This window comes from Rhodoferax sp. U2-2l (assembly GCF_020594515.1).
Taxonomy (GTDB): Bacteria; Pseudomonadota; Gammaproteobacteria; order Burkholderiales; family Burkholderiaceae_C; genus Rhodoferax.
Genome location: NZ_JAJCTH010000020.1, coordinates 74,397 through 92,118 on the forward strand (window position 1 = coordinate 74,397; position 17,722 = coordinate 92,118).

Sequence of the window (17,722 nt, forward strand, 5' to 3'; positions counted from 1 at the left end):
GGTATCAATAGCCGCGCCCCACGTCAACGATGCGGGTGACGGCCTCGCCGCGCTGCATCGCCGCGATCTTGCCGGCAATCTGCGCGATGCTCTCGCTGCGCAGGGTGCGCGCCGAGGTGTGCGGGGTGATCGTGATTTTGGGGTGCCGCCAGAATGGGTGATCGGCTGGCAGCGGTTCGGTGCGAAACACGTCCAGCAAGGCACCGGCCAAGTGACCGCTGTCGAGCAGCGCCAGCAAATCTTCGTCCACCAGATGCGCGCCGCGCGCCACGTTGATCACGTAACCACCGGGCTGCAGGCTGCCAAGCGTCTCTTGATTCAGAATGTTGGCCGTGTCTGGCGTGAGCGGCAACAGGTTCACCAGCACGCGGCTGCTGGCCAGAAAGTCATGGAACTGCGCTGCGCCGGTGAAGCCACGCACGCCGGGAAGCCGTTTGGGCGTGCGGCTCCAGCCGTTGACCGGGAACTCAAACTGCTGCAGCGCCTGCGCGACCCGTGCGCCCAGCACGCCCAGGCCCATCACGCCCACGGGGAAGTCGCTGCGCTGGCGCGGTGTGTAAGACGTCCAGCGCCCGGCGCGAACGTCCTCGGCATAGGCAGTGAGGTCGCGAAAGTGGCGGATGACGCCTTGGCAGACGTATTCGGCCATTTGCACTGCCATGCCGGCGTCTTCCAGCCGCACCACCACGGCGCTTGGCGGCAGGCGCAGCTTCAGCAAGGCATCAACGCCAGCGCCGATGTTGAAAATGCCTCGGAGCTGCGGCTGTTCGTCAAAGAGTTGCTGCGGCGGCGCCCAGACCACGGCGTAGTCGGCAGGCGGCGCGCCGCTCTGCCAGACGGTAATGTCAGCCTGAGGGAAGGCCGTGCGCAGCCCTGCCAGCCAGGGCCCGGGGTCGGTGTTGGTGCAGCAAAAAGTGATGTTCATGACGGCATGTTACCGGTGGCACGAATGGAAGCAGGCGGGTGACATGCTGGGGACTGACCGTGGAAGCCAGGTCAGATCCGGCATGACAGCCGTAGCGTGACGGAACCCGGCTGTCATGGCATCCGGTTGGCATGGCGGACTGAATCCGCCATCCATGACGGTTTTCACTGCGCCGTCAGTTTGAGCAGCTCTGCCCCCTCCACCACCTGATCCCCCGGCGCATACAGCAGCTCGGCCACCACGCCATCCATCGGCGCGGCAATGGTGTGCTCCATTTTCATCGCGTCCATCACGGCCAGCGGCTGGCCTTTTTTGACCACATCACCAGCCTGTACGGCAAACGAGACCACCTTGCCCGGCATCGGCGCGGTCAGCCGGCCCCCTTCGGCGGGCGCTTCCCCGGCGTGTAACAGCAGGTCGATGGCAATGATTTGTGTAGCGCCTTTTGCAGTGAAGATATGGGCGACCTCGCCTTTTCGGTACACATTCACCAGCGCACGCTGACCCGCAAACTGCAGGTCAATGCCCTGCGGCGTGGCGGCAAAACTCAGCACACCAGCGGTTTCGCCCACCTTGAACGACAGCGCACCGTCGTGCAGATAGGTCAGCCCCGCCTGCACGTGCTGGCCGCCAAATTCAAACGCAAACTGGCGGGTGAACACACCGTGGCTGCGCCAGCCGTCGGTGCGGCTGAACGGGTCGGCGGTTTGGTTGGCGCGCTCGTCGATCAAGGTTTGCGCCACATCCGCCGCGGCGGCCAGCGCCAGGCCCACGCGCTCCTGGTTGAACAAGACGGCTGCTTCGCGCGGGATCAGCCCGGTGTCCAGCTGCGCCTGGGCAAACGAGTTGCTCTGCACCACGTTGCGCAAAAAGGACACATTGGTGGTCAGGCCAACGATGTGGGTTTGCGCCAGCGCGGCATCGAGCCGTGCCAGCGCCTGCGCGCGGGTGTCGCCATGCACGATGAGTTTGGCCACCATCGAGTCGTAAAACGGGCTGATGGCATCGCCCTGGCGAACGCCGTCGTCAAAGCGGACGCTCTGCGAGTCACGCGCGCGGCTGCCATCGGGCGCGTTGACCGGGGGCTGGAACGACACATGCGCGGGTTTGGCATACACCGCAAGCAGGCCGGTGGCGGGCAGGAAGTTGTTATCGGGGTTCTCGGCGCAGAGGCGGGCCTCGATGGCGTGGCCGGTGATCGTGAGTTGGTCCTGGCGCAGCGGCAGTGGCTCGCCGCTGGCCACGCGCAGTTGCCACTCCACCAGATCCTGGCCGGTGATGGCCTCGGTGACCGGGTGCTCCACCTGCAGGCGGGTGTTCATCTCCATGAAATAGAACTTCATCTCCTCGGGCCGCTCGTAGCCGCCAGGCTGCTCGACGATGAATTCCACCGTGCCCGCGCCGATATAGTTGACTGCGCGCGCGGCCGCCACGGCCACTTCGCCCATGGCGCGGCGCAGCTCGGGGGTCATACCCGGCGCCGGGGCTTCTTCCAGCACCTTCTGGTGGCGGCGCTGCACCGAGCAATCGCGCTCAAACAGGTACACATAGTTGCCCAGCGCGTCGCCAAACACCTGGATCTCGATGTGGCGCGGGCGCTGCACGTACTTTTCAATCAGCACCGCGTCACTGCCAAAACTGTTGATGGCTTCGCGTTGGCAGGATTCAAGTGCGGCCATGAAGTCTTCGGGCTTGTCGACCGCGCGCATGCCCTTGCCGCCGCCGCCCGCGCTGGCCTTGATCAAGACGGGATAGCCAATGCGGTCGGCCTCATGCTGCAACAGCGCCGCGCCCTGGGCGGCGCCGTGGTAGCCCGGCACCAGCGGCACGCCGGCCTTCTCCATGAGTTGTTTGGATTCAGCCTTCAAGCCCATCGCCTGAATGGCGGATGCGGGCGGGCCAATGAACACCAGCCCCGCCGCCGTGCAGGCCTTGGCAAAGTCTTCGTTTTCGCTCAGAAACCCATAGCCCGGGTGAATGGCTTGTGCGCCAGTGGCCAAAGCGGCTTCGATGATGCGCTCCCAGCGCAGGTAGCTGTCCTTCGGGGCGCTGCCGCCGATGTGGACGGATTCGTCGCAGGCGGCCACGTGTTTGGCACAGGCGTCCGCATCGGAATACACCGCCACGGTTTGGATACCCAGGCGGCAGGCGGTGGCGGCGACGCGGCAAGCGATCTCCCCCCGATTGGCAATCAATATCTTGGTAAACATTCAAACCACCTTCTGAGAACTGTCAAAAACCATCGAGAAACGTCGAAAAACGGCGCGCAAAAACCTGAACAGCAACACGGTCACCACCCACATCAGCACCACGGTGACAACCAGCACCCCACCAAACACCAGCGGGTGCGTGGTGGCCAGCCAGACCGCGCCCACCACCAGCCCGTCTTCCAGCAGACTGGCCCCGATGTTGGAAAACGGTTCGGGTGAGGTATTGATGGCCGCGCGTGTGGTGGTTTTGGCGGCCTGGCTGGTGGCCGCGAGCGAACCGCCCAACAGGGCGGCGACCCACCCCATGGTGGCGCTGTCCGCACCCAGCGCGCCAGCGGCCAGCACGGCGCCCGCCGGGATGCGAATCACGCTGTGCACCAGGTCCCACAGTGAATCCAGGCCGGGAATCTTGTCGGCAAAAAATTCCACAAACAGCATGAAGCCGCTGGCAGCCAACAGCGCCGGGTGTTGCAACACCGTCAGCCCGGCAGGCAAAGCGATCCAGCCCACCGCACCCGCCAGCCCGACCAGGAAAACCACCGCGTACAACCTGAAGCCGCTGGCCCAGCCCAGTGCGGCGGCCAGCGCCAACAGCCCTGGCATGTCCATCTGTCCTGCCGCCTGCGCTGCCACCGGCCCGACTGGCGCCAGCGGGTGATCCCCCAGCGACAAGCCCATGGCTTGCAGCCAGCCGGTCAGGGTGTGCCAAAGTGCGTCCATCAAGGGTGCGGTGCAAGGTGCGAGGTGGGTTGCGCTCAGCCCTGGGCCAACCAGGACGGCTTGCGCTTATGAAGAAAGGATTGCACACCCTCTTTGCCCTCTGCGCTGGCCCGAATGCTGGCGATGCCATCAACGGTGTGGGCGATCAGCGCCGCGTCGATATCTTTCCCGGCCACATCATGCAGCAAGGTTTTGCATTCCTTGACCGCATTCGGGCTGGTGCTGGCCACGGCCTGGGTGAGCTCGCTCAACTTGGCATCAAGCTGGTCGGCGCTCACCACGGCATGCACAAAGCCCATGCGCAAGGCCTCGGCAGCATCAAAACGCTCGGCCGTCAAAAAGTAGCGGTGCGCCGCACGCGCGCCCATGGCGCGGATCACGTAGGGGCTGATGGTGGCGGGGTACAGGCCGAGCTTGACTTCGCTCAGGCAATAGTTGGCTGTGTCCACACTCACCGCCATGTCACACGCCGCCACCAAGCCCATGCCACCGGCATAGACATCACCCTGGATACGTGCGACGGTGGGTTTCGGGCAGGTGTAGATCACGCGCAGCATCTCGGCCAGCTGCGCGGCGTCGGCCAGATTCTCAGCGTGGGTGTAGTCGGCCATGCGGCGCATCCAGTTCAGGTCGGCACCGGCGCAAAAGGCCGGTCCTGAAGCGGCCAGCACGATGGTCCGCACCTGCGGGTCTTGTCCCAGCTGGGTGAAGGCGGCGGTCAGTTCGGCAATCACCGCGTCGTTGAAGGCGTTGCGGACTTCGGGGCGATTCAGGGTAACCGTGGCCACCGTGCCGGGTTCGATCTTGAGTGTGCTCATCTTGCTTGTCTTCCTGATGCTGGCACAGGTCACATGCGGAACAAACCGAATTTGGTGTCTTCAATGGGCGCATTGCGGCTGGCAGACAGCCCCAGCGCCAGCACCCGGCGCGTGTCGGCGGGGTCGATGATGCCGTCGTCCCACAGGCGCGCAGTGGCGAAATACGGGTGGCCTTGTTCCTCGTATTGGCGGCGGATCGGGGCCTTGAAGGCTTCTTCTTCCTCCATGCTCCAGGCGCCGCCTTTGCCTTCAATGCCGTCGCGGCGCACCGTGGCCAGCACGCTGGCCGCCTGCTCGCCGCCCATGACGCTGATGCGTGCATTCGGCCACATCCACAAAAACCGCGGGCCAAACGCCCGGCCACACATGCCGTAATTGCCTGCGCCAAAGCTGCCGCCGATGATGATGGTGAATTTGGGCACAGCGGCGGTCGCCACGGCGGTCACCATCTTGGCGCCGTTGCGGGCAATGCCTTCGTTCTCGTACTTGCGCCCGACCATGAAGCCGGTGATGTTCTGCAAAAACACCAGCGGGATCTTGCGCTGGCAGCACATCTCGATGAAATGGGTGCCTTTCAGGGCCGATTCGGAAAACAGAATGCCGTTGTTGGCAATGATGCCCACCGGCATGCCTTCCACCCGCGCAAAGCCGCAGACCAGCGTGGTGCCAAAGCGTGACTTGAACTCGTCAAAGTCCGAGTCATCAACGATGCGGGCAATGATTTCGCGCACATCAAACGGTTTGCGGGTGTCAACCGGGATCACACCGTACAACTCGTCTGCGGCGTATTTGGGCGCGATCGGCGCATGGTCCAGCAGGGACAGCGGCTTGTTTTTGTACAAATTCTTGACCGATTGCCGCGCCAGCGCCAGCGCATGCATGTCGTTTTGCGCCAGATGGTCGGCCACGCCGGACAAGCGTGTGTGCACGTCGCCACCGCCCAAATCTTCGGCCGTCACCACCTCGCCGGTCGCAGCTTTCACCAGCGGCGGGCCGCCCAGAAAAATGGTGCCCTGGTTCTTGACGATGATCGCCTCGTCGCTCATGGCCGGCACATAGGCACCGCCCGCAGTGCAACTGCCCATGACCACCGCAATCTGAGCGATGCCCTGCGAACTCATTTGCGCCTGGTTGAAAAAGATGCGGCCAAAGTGGTCGCGGTCGGGGAACACTTCGTCCTGGTTCGGCAGGTTGGCGCCGCCTGAATCCACCAGATAGATGCAGGGCAGCCGGTTTTGCTGGGCAATTTCCTGCGCGCGCAAGTGCTTTTTAACCGTCATCGGGTAATAGGTGCCGCCCTTGACGGTGGCGTCATTGCACACAATCATGCAGTCCACCCCGCTCACGCGGCCAATACCGGCGACGATGCCCGCGCCCGGTGCGCTGTCCGTGCCATCGCGGTCCGGGTACATGCCCAAAGCGGCCAAGGGCGAGAGTTCCAGAAACGGCGTGCCGGGGTCCAGCAGCATCTGCACGCGGTCGCGCGGCAGCAGTTTGCCGCGCGCGGTGTGTTTGGCCCGCGCTGCCTCGCCGCCACCGAGTTCCACTTGCGTGATCTGGGCATTCAGATCAGCCACCAGCCCGCGCATGGCGGCCGCGTTGTGCTGAAAGTCGGCGGAGCGGGCGTTGAGTTGGGTGTCCAGAACAGGCATGGGATGCTTTCTAAAGGTCAGGGGCGGCAAAACCTGTGCGCCATTGTGATGGACCAAGCATAGAACCACAAGCGGGATGGACCGGGCCAGCAAGGTTGCAAATGGCGCCACAAACAGGCACACTGAGCGCCCCACCCGCCAGACCCCAGATGACACCCCCTTCCAGTCCCGCTGATCCCGTGCCGACATCATCCCCGAAGGCGATCCGCGAAGCCGTTGGGACGCGCAAGAGCCCGGCTGTCACCCCCATCGCGTTTGTGAACGCCATCGTTCGCGCTTATGCCCAACACGGCAATGACCCTGCCAAGGCGCTGGAATCAGCACAAATAGCGCCAGAACTCTTGACCAACCCGACGGCGCGCATCACCGCCGCGCAGATGGAGCGCATTTCCGGCGCGGCCATGCAGGAGCTCGATGACGAAGGCCTGGGCTGGTTCAGCCGCCGCCTGCCCTGGGGCAGTTACGGCATGCTGGCGCGCGCCAGCATCAGCGCCCCCAACTTGGGCGTGGCACTGAGGCGCTGGTGCCGCCACCACCGACTGATCACCGATGACATCACGCTGGATTTGGCCGTCAACGGCCCCACAGCCACCTTGACGATCACCGAGCACCGCGACTTGGGCGCGCTGCGCGAGTTCTGCCTGGTGTCGGTGCTGCGCAATATCCACGGCCTGGCGTGCTGGCTGATCGACTCACGCATCGCGCTGACCGGTGCGCGGTTTGCTTTTGCGGCGCCAGCGCATCAGGACGTTTACCACGTGCTTTTTTCGGCGCCCGCCGTTTTCCAGGCCGGGCGGACCGCGATTGAATGGGACAGCCGCTACCTGACATTGCCACTGCGCCGGGACGAAGCGGCGCTGCGCCAGATGCTCAAGCGCGCCCTGCCGCTCACGGTGCTGCCCTACCGCCGGGACCGCCTGCTGGTGCAGCGCGTGCGCCAAGCCCTGGTCAACCACCCGCAAGACACCCACAGCGCCGACGATCTGGCAGCGCTGCTCAACTTGTCCGCGCGCACGCTGCACCGGCAGTTGAAGGACGAAGGCGCGTCATTGCAAACGCTCAAAGACGAGGTGCGCCAGGCCCGTGCCATCGACCTGCTGCTGCGCAGCAACCGCCCGATCAAGCAGGTGGCCCAGGCCGCCGGGTTTCAGAACGAAAAGAGCTTTATCCGGGCGTTCAAGGGGTGGACGGGGCAACGGCCCACCGAGTTTCGGCTCAGCGCCCACCTCACCCCATGAAAAGCCGCCGCGCAACAGAAATGTGCTACCACAACCGTTTCTGCTAGCAACTCACAAATTTTGTGGATAACTTTGTGCAACAGTACAAGGACAACCCGGCAAAGCCTTATCTGGTGCGGCTTGCAACGCATTGCCAAAAAAATAGGCAACATGAACAAGTGCTGAAAATTAATAAAAAAATATCAGCTTGTCCCCAGCAAGCCAGCCAACTCAGTCATGGTAGGAAACAGGCGCTGGGCCCCGGCTTGCAGCAGCGCCGCACCGGCGGCTGGGTCCGGGCAATAGCCCCAGACGGTCGCGCCAGCGGCCACGCCGGCCGTCACCCCCACGGTGGTGTCTTCAATCACCAAGCAGTCTGAACCCGGCACCTGCAGGTGGGCAGCAGCAGCCAGGTAGACATCGGGGGCAGGCTTGGAGCGTGGCATCTCGTGACCGCTGAAGATACGGCCCGCAAAAGCGTCCAGCAGCCCCACCTGGCGCAGCATCATCTCCACCTTGAACCGATCAGCGCCCGAAGCGCAGGCAATCTGCCCACCGGTATGCGCCAAGGCGGCCTGCACGGCAAGCGCTGCGCCGGGAATGATCTGCAGCCGCTCGCGCAAACCCTGGTTGCGCCGCTCGTAAAACGTCTGCATCCAGGCCTCGGTCAGCGGCTTGCCCGTGTGGGCCTCGATGGCGGCGCGCTCTTCGCGCACGGTTTTGCCGATGAAGCGATCCATGCATTCGGCCAGCGTCATGGACCAGCCAGATTCTTCCAGCAGGTCGCGCAAGGCGCCGCAGGTGATGGCTTCGCTGTCCACCAGCACACCGTCACAGTCAAACAGGATGGCTTTGAATTTCATGGCGTTTTGTCTTTCGTCTTTCATCTCTTGGGGGTAGTCGGTCTGACATGGAAAGTGGGCGCCCGGCGCGGGCTGGCACTCACGGTGCTGCAGGCGCAGCACCCAGCGATCTGAGCAGCGCCTGAAACTCGGGCGAATGGCGCAGCACGCGCGCGCCCGCGTCGATGAGTCGGCTCACATCGGCCGCCGGTATGGAGAACGCGGTGGGAATTTTCAGCAGAAATTGGCGCTCGGCCAGCTCGGGTGCATCACGCAGGTTGACGTTGATGACGTGGATTTGGGCGTCTGGCGCAAACGGGTCTGGCGCGCCGCCGCTGCTGCCGCGCAACTCGCGCCGCCAGGTCTGCGCGGTGTCGCGCAGCAGTTCCAGCGTTTCCTGGGTGGCGCGGGCGCCCGTGCCAAACAGCAGCGCATCCACCACCTGCAAGGTGCTGGGCACCTCGTCCTGGGTGTCGATACGTTCGTTGGGGTCGCGCTCGGCATTGACGGCAATGATCACCAGCTTCTGGATCGGCGTGGCACTCATGCGGCGCACCGCGCGGCGCAGGCCCCCCTCGGCCTGGGAGCGGTCCAGCAGGCTGCGCAGGCCCAGGTTGTCGGCCAGGCCGCCGTCCACCAGATGGATATAGGGGCGGTCGCTGGCATCCAGGTAAGAGCGCTGGCTGTCGCGCAGCAGGCGCACCCGGTAGGCACCCGCGTCCGAGGCATCCATGTTGACCGGCTGGGCGCAGTGGTGGTTGTAATTCTTCAACGTCAAGGGCGACAGCGCCAGTGGCACCGCGCTGGAGGCCGCCACCGCAAACGACAGCGGCACACTGTCCAGGTCGGAGCAGATCAGCGAAAACTGCCGCCAGGTGAACTCGAAACTGGCGCCCAGCGACAAATCAGTGGCCGAAATCAGCAGGCTGGGGTGGCCTGGCTGCTGTGCGATATCGCCGAATGTCTTGCCCTTGAAGAGCTCAAACAAGCGCCGCTCCAGCAGGTGCGTGCGCCCCAGCCAGGGCGAGGTCAGGTCGTACAGGTTGCCGGGTTTGAGGGCATAACTGATCAGGTTGTCCTGAAAATTCTTGCGCAAAAACTGCTCTTCAAACGCGGGAAAGGCGTCCGCCCCAAAGGCGGCGTAGTAAGCGGCGGTGATGCTGCCGCCCGACACACCGCTGATCACGTCAAGCTCATGGAGCAGACTCATCGGCCCGTTGGGGCCGGGCACCTGGGTCTGGCGCAGCGCATTGAGGACGCCGTAGCCAAACGCGGACGCCCGCGCGCCGCCGCCCGACAGGCTCACCACCATCAGCATCTGGTTATCCTGGCTGGCGGGCAGGGGCTGCTGCGCCTCGGTGCGGTTGTCCAAGAGCTTGGCGGGCAGGTTTTGCCAAGGCCGCACGCTGGAGCAGGCCGACAGCAGCAGCGCCAAGCCCAGCAGCAGCACGCGGGGCCCGTGGCGTACGGCGTGGTCAAACCCTGTCATCGCGTGTCCCCCCGCTCACTTGCGCCAGAACCGGGGCAAAAACAGCACCATCACCGCCAGCAGCTCCAGCCGCCCCAGCAACATGGCCACGGTGCAGACCCAGGTCTGGAAGTCAGTGAGTGAGGCGAAACTGCCCGTTGGCCCGACGCTGCCCAGTGCCAGTCCGATGTTGTTGACCGCCCCCACCACCGCCGACATGGCGCTGACCAGATCCATGCCGCTGATCAGCAGCAGCATGGTCAGCCCGATGTGGGTGGCCAGAAAAATCAGCATAAAAGCCACCACCGAAGCCATCACCTGCGGCCCGATCACCGTGCGCCCCAGCACCACCGGGTTGACCACACGCGGGTGGATGGCCAGCACCAGCTCGCGTTTGGCCTGCTTGAACAGCAGGATCATTCGCACCATCTTCATGCCGCCACCAGTAGAGCCTGCGCAGGTGGCAAAACTGCCCAGCGCCAGCATCCACAGCGGCGCAAATACCGGCCACTGCGAGTAATCCTGGCTGGAATAACCGGTGGTGGTGGCGAACGACACCACATGAAACGCCACTGCGCGCAGGGTGTGCAAAAGTGAGTCGTAGGTTTGCCCTTGCCACAGAATCACCGTCAAAGCCAGCACCGACCCGACCAGCGCGACCAGGTACGCCCGGACCTCGGTGTCACGCACCAGGGCACGAAAAGAACGGGTGCGCCAGACCACAAAGTAGCGTGCAAAACTCACCCCCGAGAGGGTCATGAAGACGACGGCCACGCCTTCAATCAGCGGCGAGTTGAAAAACGCGAAGCTCGCATCGTGCGACGACAAACCACCCAGCCCCATGGTGGAGCACATGTGCATGAAGGCATCGGCCCAGCTCATGCCAGCCCAGCGGTAAGCCAGAAAACAGGCCGCAGAAAACACGAAGTAAACGCTCCACAGCCCGCGCGCCGTCTCGGCAATGCGCGGGGTCAGGCGGTCGTCCTTGATCGGGCCGGCCGCTTCGGCTTTGTAAAGCTGCACGCTGCCCAGCCCCAGCAGCGGCAGCACCGCCACCACCAGCAGGATGATGCCCAGGCCACCCACAAACTGCAGCAGGCAACGCCACACATTCACCGACACCGGCAGCGTGTCCAGCCCCGACAAGATGGTGAAACCGGTCGTGGTGAAGCCACTCACCGCCTCAAAGTAGGCATCGGTCCAGCTCAGACCCGGAATCGCGAGCATCAGCGGCACGGCAGACAGGGCGGGCAGCACCGACCACACCAGGTTCACCAGCAAAAACCCATCGCGCGGCTGCAGTTCCCGGCGCTGGCGCTGCGTTAGCGCCCACAAAGCCAGCCCCAGCAGCAGCGTCAGCACCATCGATTCCAGCCAGATCCCTTGCATCTCCACCGGATCCAGCGCCCGCGCCCAGGCATAAGGAACCAGAAACATGGCGGCGTAACCCACCATGATGCGCGCCAGCACATTCAAAACAGGAGCGAAAAAATCCATCTCGGCCTAGAAAAAAGTGGCTTTCAGCTCAAACAGCCGCTCCACCGCACGCAGCAGGCGCTTGTTGGGCACAAAGATGATGACGTGGTCTTCGGGCTCAATCAGCAAGTCGTGATGCGGCATCAGCACCTGGGCTGCCTCGCCCTCACCACGCACCACCACGCCAAAACGCGCGCCCTCGGGCAGCTCAATCTGCTCAACGCGTTTACCGACCAGCCTGCTTGAGCGGGCATCACCCCGTGCCACGCCTTCAATGGCCTCGGCCGCGCCACGGCGCAAGCTGTGCACCGCCGCCACGGAGCCCCGGCGCACATGCACCAGCAGCTCACCAATCACGGTTTGCGCAGGCGAGAAGGTGATGTCAATGGCGCCGCCCTGCATCATTTCGGCGTAAATTCGCCGGTTGATCAGCGCAATCACCCGGCGTGCGCCCAGCCGCTTGGCCAGCATCGAGGCCAGGATGTTGTCCTCGTCATCGTTGGTCAGGGCGATGAACAGGTCCATCTCCTTCACGTTTTCGTCGGTCAGCAGGTCTTCGTCGGTGGCGTCACCAGCCAGCACCAGCGTGCTGCTGGGCAAATCACCGGCAATGTAAGTGCAGCGCTTGCGGTCTCGCTCGATGATCTTCACCTCGCACTTGCCCACCAGGCTGCGCGCCAGCCGCAGGCCTACCTTGCCGCCACCGGCAATCATCACCCGGAGCACCTGTCGGTCGTCTTTGTGAATGGCGCGCAACACATGGCGAATGGTGCTTTTTTCGGCCAGCACAAACACCTCGTCGCCGTGCAGCACCTGTGTCTGGGAGTTGAGTTCCACCTCGGTGTCTTGCCGGTAAACGGCGACCACCCGCATCTGAAGATTGGGAAACAACGACTTGAATTCGCCAATGGTGTGGTTCACCAGCAGGCCACCGTATTCGGCCCGAACCGCAATCAGGTAGGCCAGCCCTTCCGAGAACTTCAGAATCTGCAGGGCCTCGGGGTATTCAATGAGCTGGTGCACGGTTTGCATCACCGATTCTTCGGGGCAAATCACGTGGTCCACACCAAACCCCTGGGCGCCCAGCAAGTCGGAGCCCTCTTCAAACTCTTCAGAGCGCAGGCGGGCGATGGTGGTCTGCACACCAAACTGGCTTTTGGCGACCTTGCAGGCGGCCAGGTTGGTCTCATCAAGCGAGGCGCAGGCGATGAACAAGTCAGCGTCCTGAATCCCGGCGCTCTGCAGCACCGAGGGCTGGATGCCGTTGCCCGGCACGCCGCGCAGGTCCAGCCGGTCTTCCAGCGCACGCAGACGCTCGGGGTCAGGGTCGATGACAGTGATGTCGTTTTGCTCGGACACCAGGCTTTCCGCCACACTCTCGCCAACGCGCCCAGCGCCCAGAATGATGATTCGCATAAAGGGTGACTTTCAGTTGGGCAGGATGATAGCTGCGCGGCCCGGCCAGAACGGGGCTTCAGGCGTTGCACACCACCGTGCCGTGCAGGCTGGCCGCCCCTGATCGCACCAGATCGGCCACCAGCAGATCCAGCCCCTGCGCAAACGGCAAGTCGCCAAACTGCGCCTCGAACAGGTGGGTGAGGTACGGCGTGCCGTGCACCCAGGCCAGCAAGGCATCGCGCGGCATCTGCTGTGCTTCGAGCAGCTTGAACTTGAGCATGACCTTGGCGGCGTACTGGATGTGTTTGCGCGGGCTGGCCACAAACCCGGCCAGCCGCTGGCGTGCCACGCCCAGCGCCTGCGCCACATCAGTAAACGGCGCGCCGTGGCCGGGCACCACAATGCGCGGGGACAGCGCCTCGATCACGTCCAACGTGGCGGCCACCTCGTCAAAGGCATCGGCGCCGTCCAGCTCGGGAAACACCACGCCAAAACCGCGCTGCCACAAGGCGTCGGCCGAGATCAGGCAACGGCTTTGCGGCTCAAACAAAATCACCGAATGGGTGTCATGCCCGGGCGCGGCATGCACCTGCCACACCGCGTCACCCAGGCGCAGCGCTGTGCCGGGCTGCAACACGTCGTCAAACGTGAAGCGCGGGCAGTCTTGCCCGGTGGGGGTGTAGCTCAGGGCGTAGGGGTTCCAGTCGCGCACACTGGCCGCCTGGCCCGGCGGAATCAGCGTGCGCAGTGCCGGGTAAACCGCTTGCAGCGCGGCATTGCCGCCGCAGTGGTCGCTGTGCAGGTGGGTGTTGAGCAGCAGGTCCAGCGCCTGGCCGTTCAAAACCGACTGCACCAGCGCCAGCGTTTGCGGCGCATGGGTGCAGTAGCCGCTGTCGATCAGCGCGGTGCCTGTCGCACCCTGGATCAGGATGTTGTTGCTGGAGAGCCAGCCGCGCTCCAGCACCGTCAGGCCGGGGGGCAGCGTTGGTTGGGAATTCATAAACAAACCGGCCAAAAGCCCCTCGTGAAACAGATGTCAGAACCAGCCATTGTCCTATCACCCAGCCATCACCGGGCCCGCAACACCATCTGGTTTTGGCGCAGGGTGATGTCGAATTTTGAGAGAAAAGACTGCCCCAGCAGCGCCTGCGTGTCGTCACCCAGGCTCAAACCCACGCCCACTTTGACGTTGGTGACCCGCAGCGGGCCAATGGCCACCGTCACGCCGTCTACCACGCGGCCAGCACGTGGGCCGTTGGCTGTTTGAAAGGTGGTGGGCACACCACCGTGCATGGCGGCGGCCTGCGCCAGTGGCTCGCTCACACTCACCAGCGACGCCCCGGTGTCCACCAGAAACAGCACCTCGCGCCCGTTGATGCGGCCGGGGGTGTAAAAGTGGCCGTCCTGGGCGCGGGCGATGATCAAGTCACCATTGGCCTGAACCTGCGGCTGCTTCGGCTTCAGGTAGTGCGTCATCAAGGCATACAACAAACCCATCACCGCCAGCCAGAACAGCAGCATCGGGATCAGCCCGGTCTGGCGTGGCCCTTCCGCTGGTTTGGTCGACTTCAGCGGCGTTTCACGACCCAGGTTTTGACGGGAGAACGCGGCAAATTTGTTGCGGGTGTCATCCAGCTGGCGCTGCTTGTCGCGCTCGCGCTGCGCGTCTTGGTCGTCAACCCCCATGGTCAGGTCGCCCACCAGACCGACAGCGGCACGGCCCATAGGTTGTCACCAAAGGGCACCACTTCACGCCCGGCGTACAAGACGATGCCGTGCTGAAAGATGGCGCCCTCGGTTTCTTGCAAATGACGCAAGCCCTTGAAGTCTTTGGCATCGACCGTGGCACTGGCTTTGACCTCGATGCCGGTGATCTGGCCCAGCCGATTTTCCAGAACAAAATCAACCTCGATATTGCTCAGGGTGCGGTAGTGCCAAAGCGACAAAGCTTGCCGTGAAAAGGCCACGTGTTTGAGCAGTTCGGACAACACAAAGGTCTCCACCACACCACCGGGCAAACCGGGCCTGGCGGCCAAGCTGTCAGGCGTCGCACCCACAAAGTGGCACAACAAACCACTGTCTGGCAAAAACACCTTGGGCGCTTTCACCAGCCGCTTGCCAGGGTTGCGCTCCCAGGGCGACACCCGCGTCACCAAAAACAACATTTCCAACAAGGCAAAGTAGCGCTTGAGCGTGCTCTGGGCGAGGCCTGCCGTGCGAGACAGCTCCGCAAAATTGAGCAGCGTGGCACTGCGCGTGGCCAGCAAATGCAGCAGATTGGGGATCTCGGTCAGTTGTTCAATGTTGGCCAAGTCACGCACGTCGCGCTGCAGCATGGCTTGCACATAGGCATCAAACCAGGCCGCGCGCCGCGCAGCACTGCCGCGCGCGACCACTTCAGGAAATCCCCCAGCCAGCAAGTGTTTGATCAACGTTTGCCGGTCGCAAGGTGGCACAGACAAGGCCGCCCAGTCACCCAAAAACAAGGCATCGGCCCGGTTGATGGCCGGGCTGTCAACCACTTCAGCACAAGACAGCGGCAACAGCGACAACACCTCCATTCGCCCAGCCAGTGAATCGGCCATGCCAGGCAGCAGCATCACATCAGCAGAGCCCGTCAGCAAATAACGGCCCGGTTGCCGATTTCTGTCAACAGCTGCTTTGATTGGCAAAAAAAGCTCAGGTGCGCGCTGCACCTCGTCCAGTGTGACGGGGCCTTGCAAGCCATTGATGAACCCCGCCGGGTCGGATTTGGCCGCATTCAAGATGGCAGGGTCATCCAGCGTCAGGTAACGGCGCGGCGCGGCCTTCAAGCCACCCAGACTTTGCACCAGCGTGCTTTTGCCGGTCTGTCGGGCGCCATTGACCACCACCACCGGGGTGTCAGACAAGGCTTCGGCCAGCAAAGGTGTGATGTGACGGATGTACATCGCTTCATTCTAGTGGTTGAAAATCAACCATGCGATGATCGAATTTCAACCTATTTTTTCAAACCAATGCGCCGTACAGACAGTCGGCATTGCGTGCTGGTTTTGACAGACCCGGCTGATACGACGGGTTTATGTCAAGGCAAGCGGGGGGGGGGGCTGTTCGACTTCTGACTCCAACGCAGCGGGAGCTGACATTCAACCCGTCAGTCCAGTGAGCGCATCGAGCGGGCTTTCAGCTCCACCTGCAGCAACTTTCAGTACGTGGGTGTAGATCACGGTCGTACTGACATCACTATGACCCAAAAGCCCTTGCACCGTTCGAATAAGCCTTTTCAGTTTGAAGGCTATAGTGCAGATAGCGTATGCGCTCGCGGAGCTGGTCAAGCAGCCGAACAGAGCGCAAAACGGGAGTGGCGACTTTGTCAGATTCAATATAACTGTGCATAAAAACAGTATATTGTTGTAAGTCTATGAAAACAAGAGCTTCTTTTATGAAAAATGAAACACGTTATCTGACTGGCTGTCCTGTTATCCCGCAAATCTGCGGGATACATCAAAGTTAGCCCGCAGCTTTATTCAACACACGCACAGTTAAATAGAGGGAGAAATTCATGAAGTTCACTTTTGCACTAGTTGTCGCTACAGTGGTGAGCGGTATCACATCACCCGCCTCAGCCCAAGAGGCGGAGTCCTGTGGAGATATTCTTCGATATGCCTCGCGGGACGTCCGTCGCGACGTATCCTTCTCCGATCAACGAAAGTACTACTACCAGAAAGTTTGCAAATCCTCTAGTTCCGGATTTGGAATTGATTACAAGGATGCGGCATCCGCGCTTGGACTTTCTTACTCCTCAAAAGACGACTATTGCAAAGCCGAGCAGTCATTCGACACAAGCACAACCTACAACCAAGCTGATTCGAGTGTAGTCGTTCGAAATTCGCTAGATGCTTACGTTGCTTGCCGCGCGCTAAGCGCTAAGGGCGTTGCAACCTCAGTAACGCTGCCTCCAAGCGATACACCCACTGTCTTCTCAATCAGTGTGCAACGTCGAAGTTCGGTACCGCAAACCATAGATTCGTTGGCTTTTGACCCCACAACTGTCACCTGTAACTCACAGAACAACGGACAGATTCAGTCCTTCGAAAAGGCGTTCAATGCTGTTGGTTTTCAACTTCCGCAGAGCGAAGCACAATGGTCACTTGTATGCACAAGAAAGCCAGCGGTGGATCAAAATGGCAATCGGACTTACGGGCCAGTCCAACTGATTCTTACAACCACATCAGGTGCACTTCCGATATCACTTCCGCAGATCGACTACGCCGCCGGCGCCTGGGCCTCAGAACTCCGCAGTGAAACGGCCGCTCTCTCCAAGAAACTGACGTCAGTAGAAACCAACCTTGCCACGCAAAAGATCATCGCGCAGTGCAGCGGTGACGGCTGGTTTCCGCGCCCTGCAGCTCCCGCATGCCCTTCTGGCTTCAAGGACAGCGGACAGTTCACTCATTCCGCGCCTGGTGGGCGCGCAGGGTTCGGCGGACACTGCCGGGTCTGTCTGGGCAATTAGTATTCAAGCGAAGAATTGCGCATCGACCGTAGCTCAAACGTTAAGCTGCTTTTGAGTGACTGGTGTGTAGCGGAACATCTGACCGCTGTCAGCCTATTGTTGACCTAAGTTGGTCAAAGTTCTCGTCGAAATAGCTTCTATCAAACGGCCGATTTCTTGGCACAACGGAGCCATTCTCCAGAACAACACTTTAGGGGCCGTTGTGTTCATCAACTGATTCACAAATCAAAGTGAAGTCAACGGGTGAGTCGGCAGGTCACTGAACTGAACTTCCCGTCACCGGCCTTCCGCGGCGGTATGTGCCCGCTGGCGACCGATGGCACCGGGGCGAATGGTGTCGCGCGGACTTGGGTTGACCCAATCCAGGGTGACCACTCTCAAGAAACACCACACAACTGATTGATTTGCATGGTGTTTTCAAACGGGATTTTCAGTAGCCACGAGTTGCATCCCCATGGTCTTGGCACGCTGGGCGAGGTTGTGCAAGACCCGCTGGCGGTA

At 62.2% G+C, this 17,722-nt stretch carries 14 protein-coding genes and 1 pseudogene; 2 read left to right on the forward strand and 13 right to left on the reverse strand.

Going from position 1 to position 17,722, the window contains the following annotated elements; translation table 11 throughout:
• Positions 1-4: 4 nt before the first annotated feature.
• The 5 genes from LHU53_RS17220 to LHU53_RS17240 form a co-directional block, all read right to left on the reverse strand.
• Positions 5-925 carry a glyoxylate/hydroxypyruvate reductase A gene (locus LHU53_RS17220; RefSeq protein ID WP_227334021.1) on the reverse strand — a complete coding sequence of 307 codons (921 nt, stop codon included), beginning with the start codon at positions 923-925 and terminating at the stop codon, positions 5-7.
• Positions 926-1,089: 164 nt separating this feature from the next.
• Positions 1,090-3,135: an acetyl/propionyl/methylcrotonyl-CoA carboxylase subunit alpha gene (locus tag LHU53_RS17225; protein ID WP_227334022.1), complete on the reverse strand. Its 2,046-nt coding sequence runs from the start codon at positions 3,133-3,135 to the stop codon at positions 1,090-1,092.
• Positions 3,136-3,855 carry a DUF4126 domain-containing protein gene (locus LHU53_RS17230; protein ID WP_227334023.1) on the reverse strand — a complete coding sequence of 240 codons (720 nt, stop codon included), beginning with the start codon at positions 3,853-3,855 and terminating at the stop codon, positions 3,136-3,138.
• A 35-nt stretch (positions 3,856-3,890) separates the two neighbouring features.
• Positions 3,891-4,673 carry an enoyl-CoA hydratase/isomerase family protein gene (locus LHU53_RS17235; RefSeq protein ID WP_227334024.1) on the reverse strand — a complete coding sequence of 261 codons (783 nt, stop codon included), beginning with the start codon at positions 4,671-4,673 and terminating at the stop codon, positions 3,891-3,893.
• A gap of 29 nt (positions 4,674-4,702) precedes the next feature.
• Positions 4,703-6,325 carry a carboxyl transferase domain-containing protein gene (locus LHU53_RS17240; RefSeq protein ID WP_227334025.1) on the reverse strand — a complete coding sequence of 541 codons (1,623 nt, stop codon included), beginning with the start codon at positions 6,323-6,325 and terminating at the stop codon, positions 4,703-4,705.
• Positions 6,326-6,474: 149 nt separating this feature from the next.
• Between LHU53_RS17240 and LHU53_RS17245 the strand changes: the two genes are divergently transcribed.
• Positions 6,475-7,563, forward strand: coding sequence for an AraC family transcriptional regulator (locus LHU53_RS17245; protein ID WP_227334026.1), 1,089 nt, complete (start codon positions 6,475-6,477; stop codon positions 7,561-7,563).
• 182 nt (positions 7,564-7,745) lie between these two features.
• Here the strand turns inward: LHU53_RS17245 and LHU53_RS17250 are convergent, their stop codons facing one another.
• From LHU53_RS17250 to LHU53_RS17285, 8 genes and pseudogenes are all read right to left on the reverse strand, one after another.
• Entirely contained in the window at positions 7,746-8,405 is a 660-nt protein-coding gene (locus tag LHU53_RS17250; RefSeq protein WP_227334027.1) for an HAD family phosphatase, read from the reverse strand.
• A gap of 79 nt (positions 8,406-8,484) precedes the next feature.
• Positions 8,485-9,873, reverse strand: coding sequence for a patatin-like phospholipase family protein (locus LHU53_RS17255; RefSeq protein ID WP_227334028.1), 1,389 nt, complete (start codon positions 9,871-9,873; stop codon positions 8,485-8,487).
• Positions 9,874-9,888: 15 nt separating this feature from the next.
• Positions 9,889-11,349, reverse strand: a complete 1,461-nt coding sequence (locus tag LHU53_RS17260; RefSeq protein ID WP_227334029.1) for a TrkH family potassium uptake protein — start codon at positions 11,347-11,349, stop codon at positions 9,889-9,891.
• Between the two features lie 6 nt (positions 11,350-11,355).
• Positions 11,356-12,744, reverse strand: a complete 1,389-nt coding sequence (gene trkA / locus LHU53_RS17265; protein ID WP_227334030.1) for a Trk system potassium transporter TrkA — start codon at positions 12,742-12,744, stop codon at positions 11,356-11,358.
• A 58-nt stretch (positions 12,745-12,802) separates the two neighbouring features.
• Positions 12,803-13,726: an MBL fold metallo-hydrolase gene (locus LHU53_RS17270; RefSeq protein ID WP_227334031.1), complete on the reverse strand. Its 924-nt coding sequence runs from the start codon at positions 13,724-13,726 to the stop codon at positions 12,803-12,805.
• Positions 13,727-13,794: 68 nt separating this feature from the next.
• On the reverse strand, positions 13,795-14,451 hold the full coding sequence (locus LHU53_RS17275) for a TIGR02281 family clan AA aspartic protease (protein ID WP_227334032.1): 657 nt from the start codon (positions 14,449-14,451) through the stop codon (positions 13,795-13,797).
• Entirely contained in the window at positions 14,415-15,656 is a 1,242-nt protein-coding gene (locus LHU53_RS17280; protein ID WP_227334033.1) for an ATP-binding protein, read from the reverse strand. The genes LHU53_RS17275 and LHU53_RS17280 overlap by 37 nt, the downstream gene beginning before the upstream one ends.
• A 195-nt stretch (positions 15,657-15,851) precedes the next feature.
• A pseudogene (locus tag LHU53_RS17285) lies at positions 15,852-15,980 on the reverse strand (integrase); the annotation flags it as partial.
• Between the two features lie 287 nt (positions 15,981-16,267).
• Here LHU53_RS17285 and LHU53_RS17290 point away from each other — a divergent pair.
• Entirely contained in the window at positions 16,268-17,221 is a 954-nt protein-coding gene (locus LHU53_RS17290) for a hypothetical protein (RefSeq protein ID WP_227334034.1), read from the forward strand.
• Positions 17,222-17,722: the final 501 nt, after the last annotated feature.

Excerpts from the sequence above, each read along its gene's own strand:
- LHU53_RS17260 (WP_227334029.1), bottom strand. The coding sequence starts at position 11,349 with ATGGATTTTTTCGCTCCTGTTTTGAATGTGCTGGCGCGCATCATGGTG.
- LHU53_RS17235 (WP_227334024.1), bottom strand. The coding sequence starts at position 4,673 with ATGAGCACACTCAAGATCGAACCCGGCACGGTGGCCACGGTTACCCTG.
- LHU53_RS17280 (WP_227334033.1), bottom strand. The coding sequence starts at position 15,656 with ATGTACATCCGTCACATCACACCTTTGCTGGCCGAAGCCTTGTCTGAC.
- LHU53_RS17225 (WP_227334022.1), bottom strand. The coding sequence starts at position 3,135 with ATGTTTACCAAGATATTGATTGCCAATCGGGGGGAGATCGCTTGCCGC.
- LHU53_RS17275 (WP_227334032.1), bottom strand. The coding sequence starts at position 14,451 with ATGGGCCGTGCCGCTGTCGGTCTGGTGGGCGACCTGACCATGGGGGTT.
- LHU53_RS17290 (WP_227334034.1), top strand. The coding sequence starts at position 16,268 with ATGAAGTTCACTTTTGCACTAGTTGTCGCTACAGTGGTGAGCGGTATC.
- LHU53_RS17220 (WP_227334021.1), bottom strand. The coding sequence starts at position 925 with ATGAACATCACTTTTTGCTGCACCAACACCGACCCCGGGCCCTGGCTG.
- LHU53_RS17240 (WP_227334025.1), bottom strand. The coding sequence starts at position 6,325 with ATGCCTGTTCTGGACACCCAACTCAACGCCCGCTCCGCCGACTTTCAG.
- LHU53_RS17245 (WP_227334026.1), top strand. The coding sequence starts at position 6,475 with ATGACACCCCCTTCCAGTCCCGCTGATCCCGTGCCGACATCATCCCCG.
- LHU53_RS17270 (WP_227334031.1), bottom strand. The coding sequence starts at position 13,726 with ATGAATTCCCAACCAACGCTGCCCCCCGGCCTGACGGTGCTGGAGCGC.
- LHU53_RS17255 (WP_227334028.1), bottom strand. The coding sequence starts at position 9,873 with ATGACAGGGTTTGACCACGCCGTACGCCACGGGCCCCGCGTGCTGCTG.
- LHU53_RS17230 (WP_227334023.1), bottom strand. The coding sequence starts at position 3,855 with ATGGACGCACTTTGGCACACCCTGACCGGCTGGCTGCAAGCCATGGGC.
- trkA (WP_227334030.1), bottom strand. The coding sequence starts at position 12,744 with ATGCGAATCATCATTCTGGGCGCTGGGCGCGTTGGCGAGAGTGTGGCG.
- LHU53_RS17250 (WP_227334027.1), bottom strand. The coding sequence starts at position 8,405 with ATGAAATTCAAAGCCATCCTGTTTGACTGTGACGGTGTGCTGGTGGAC.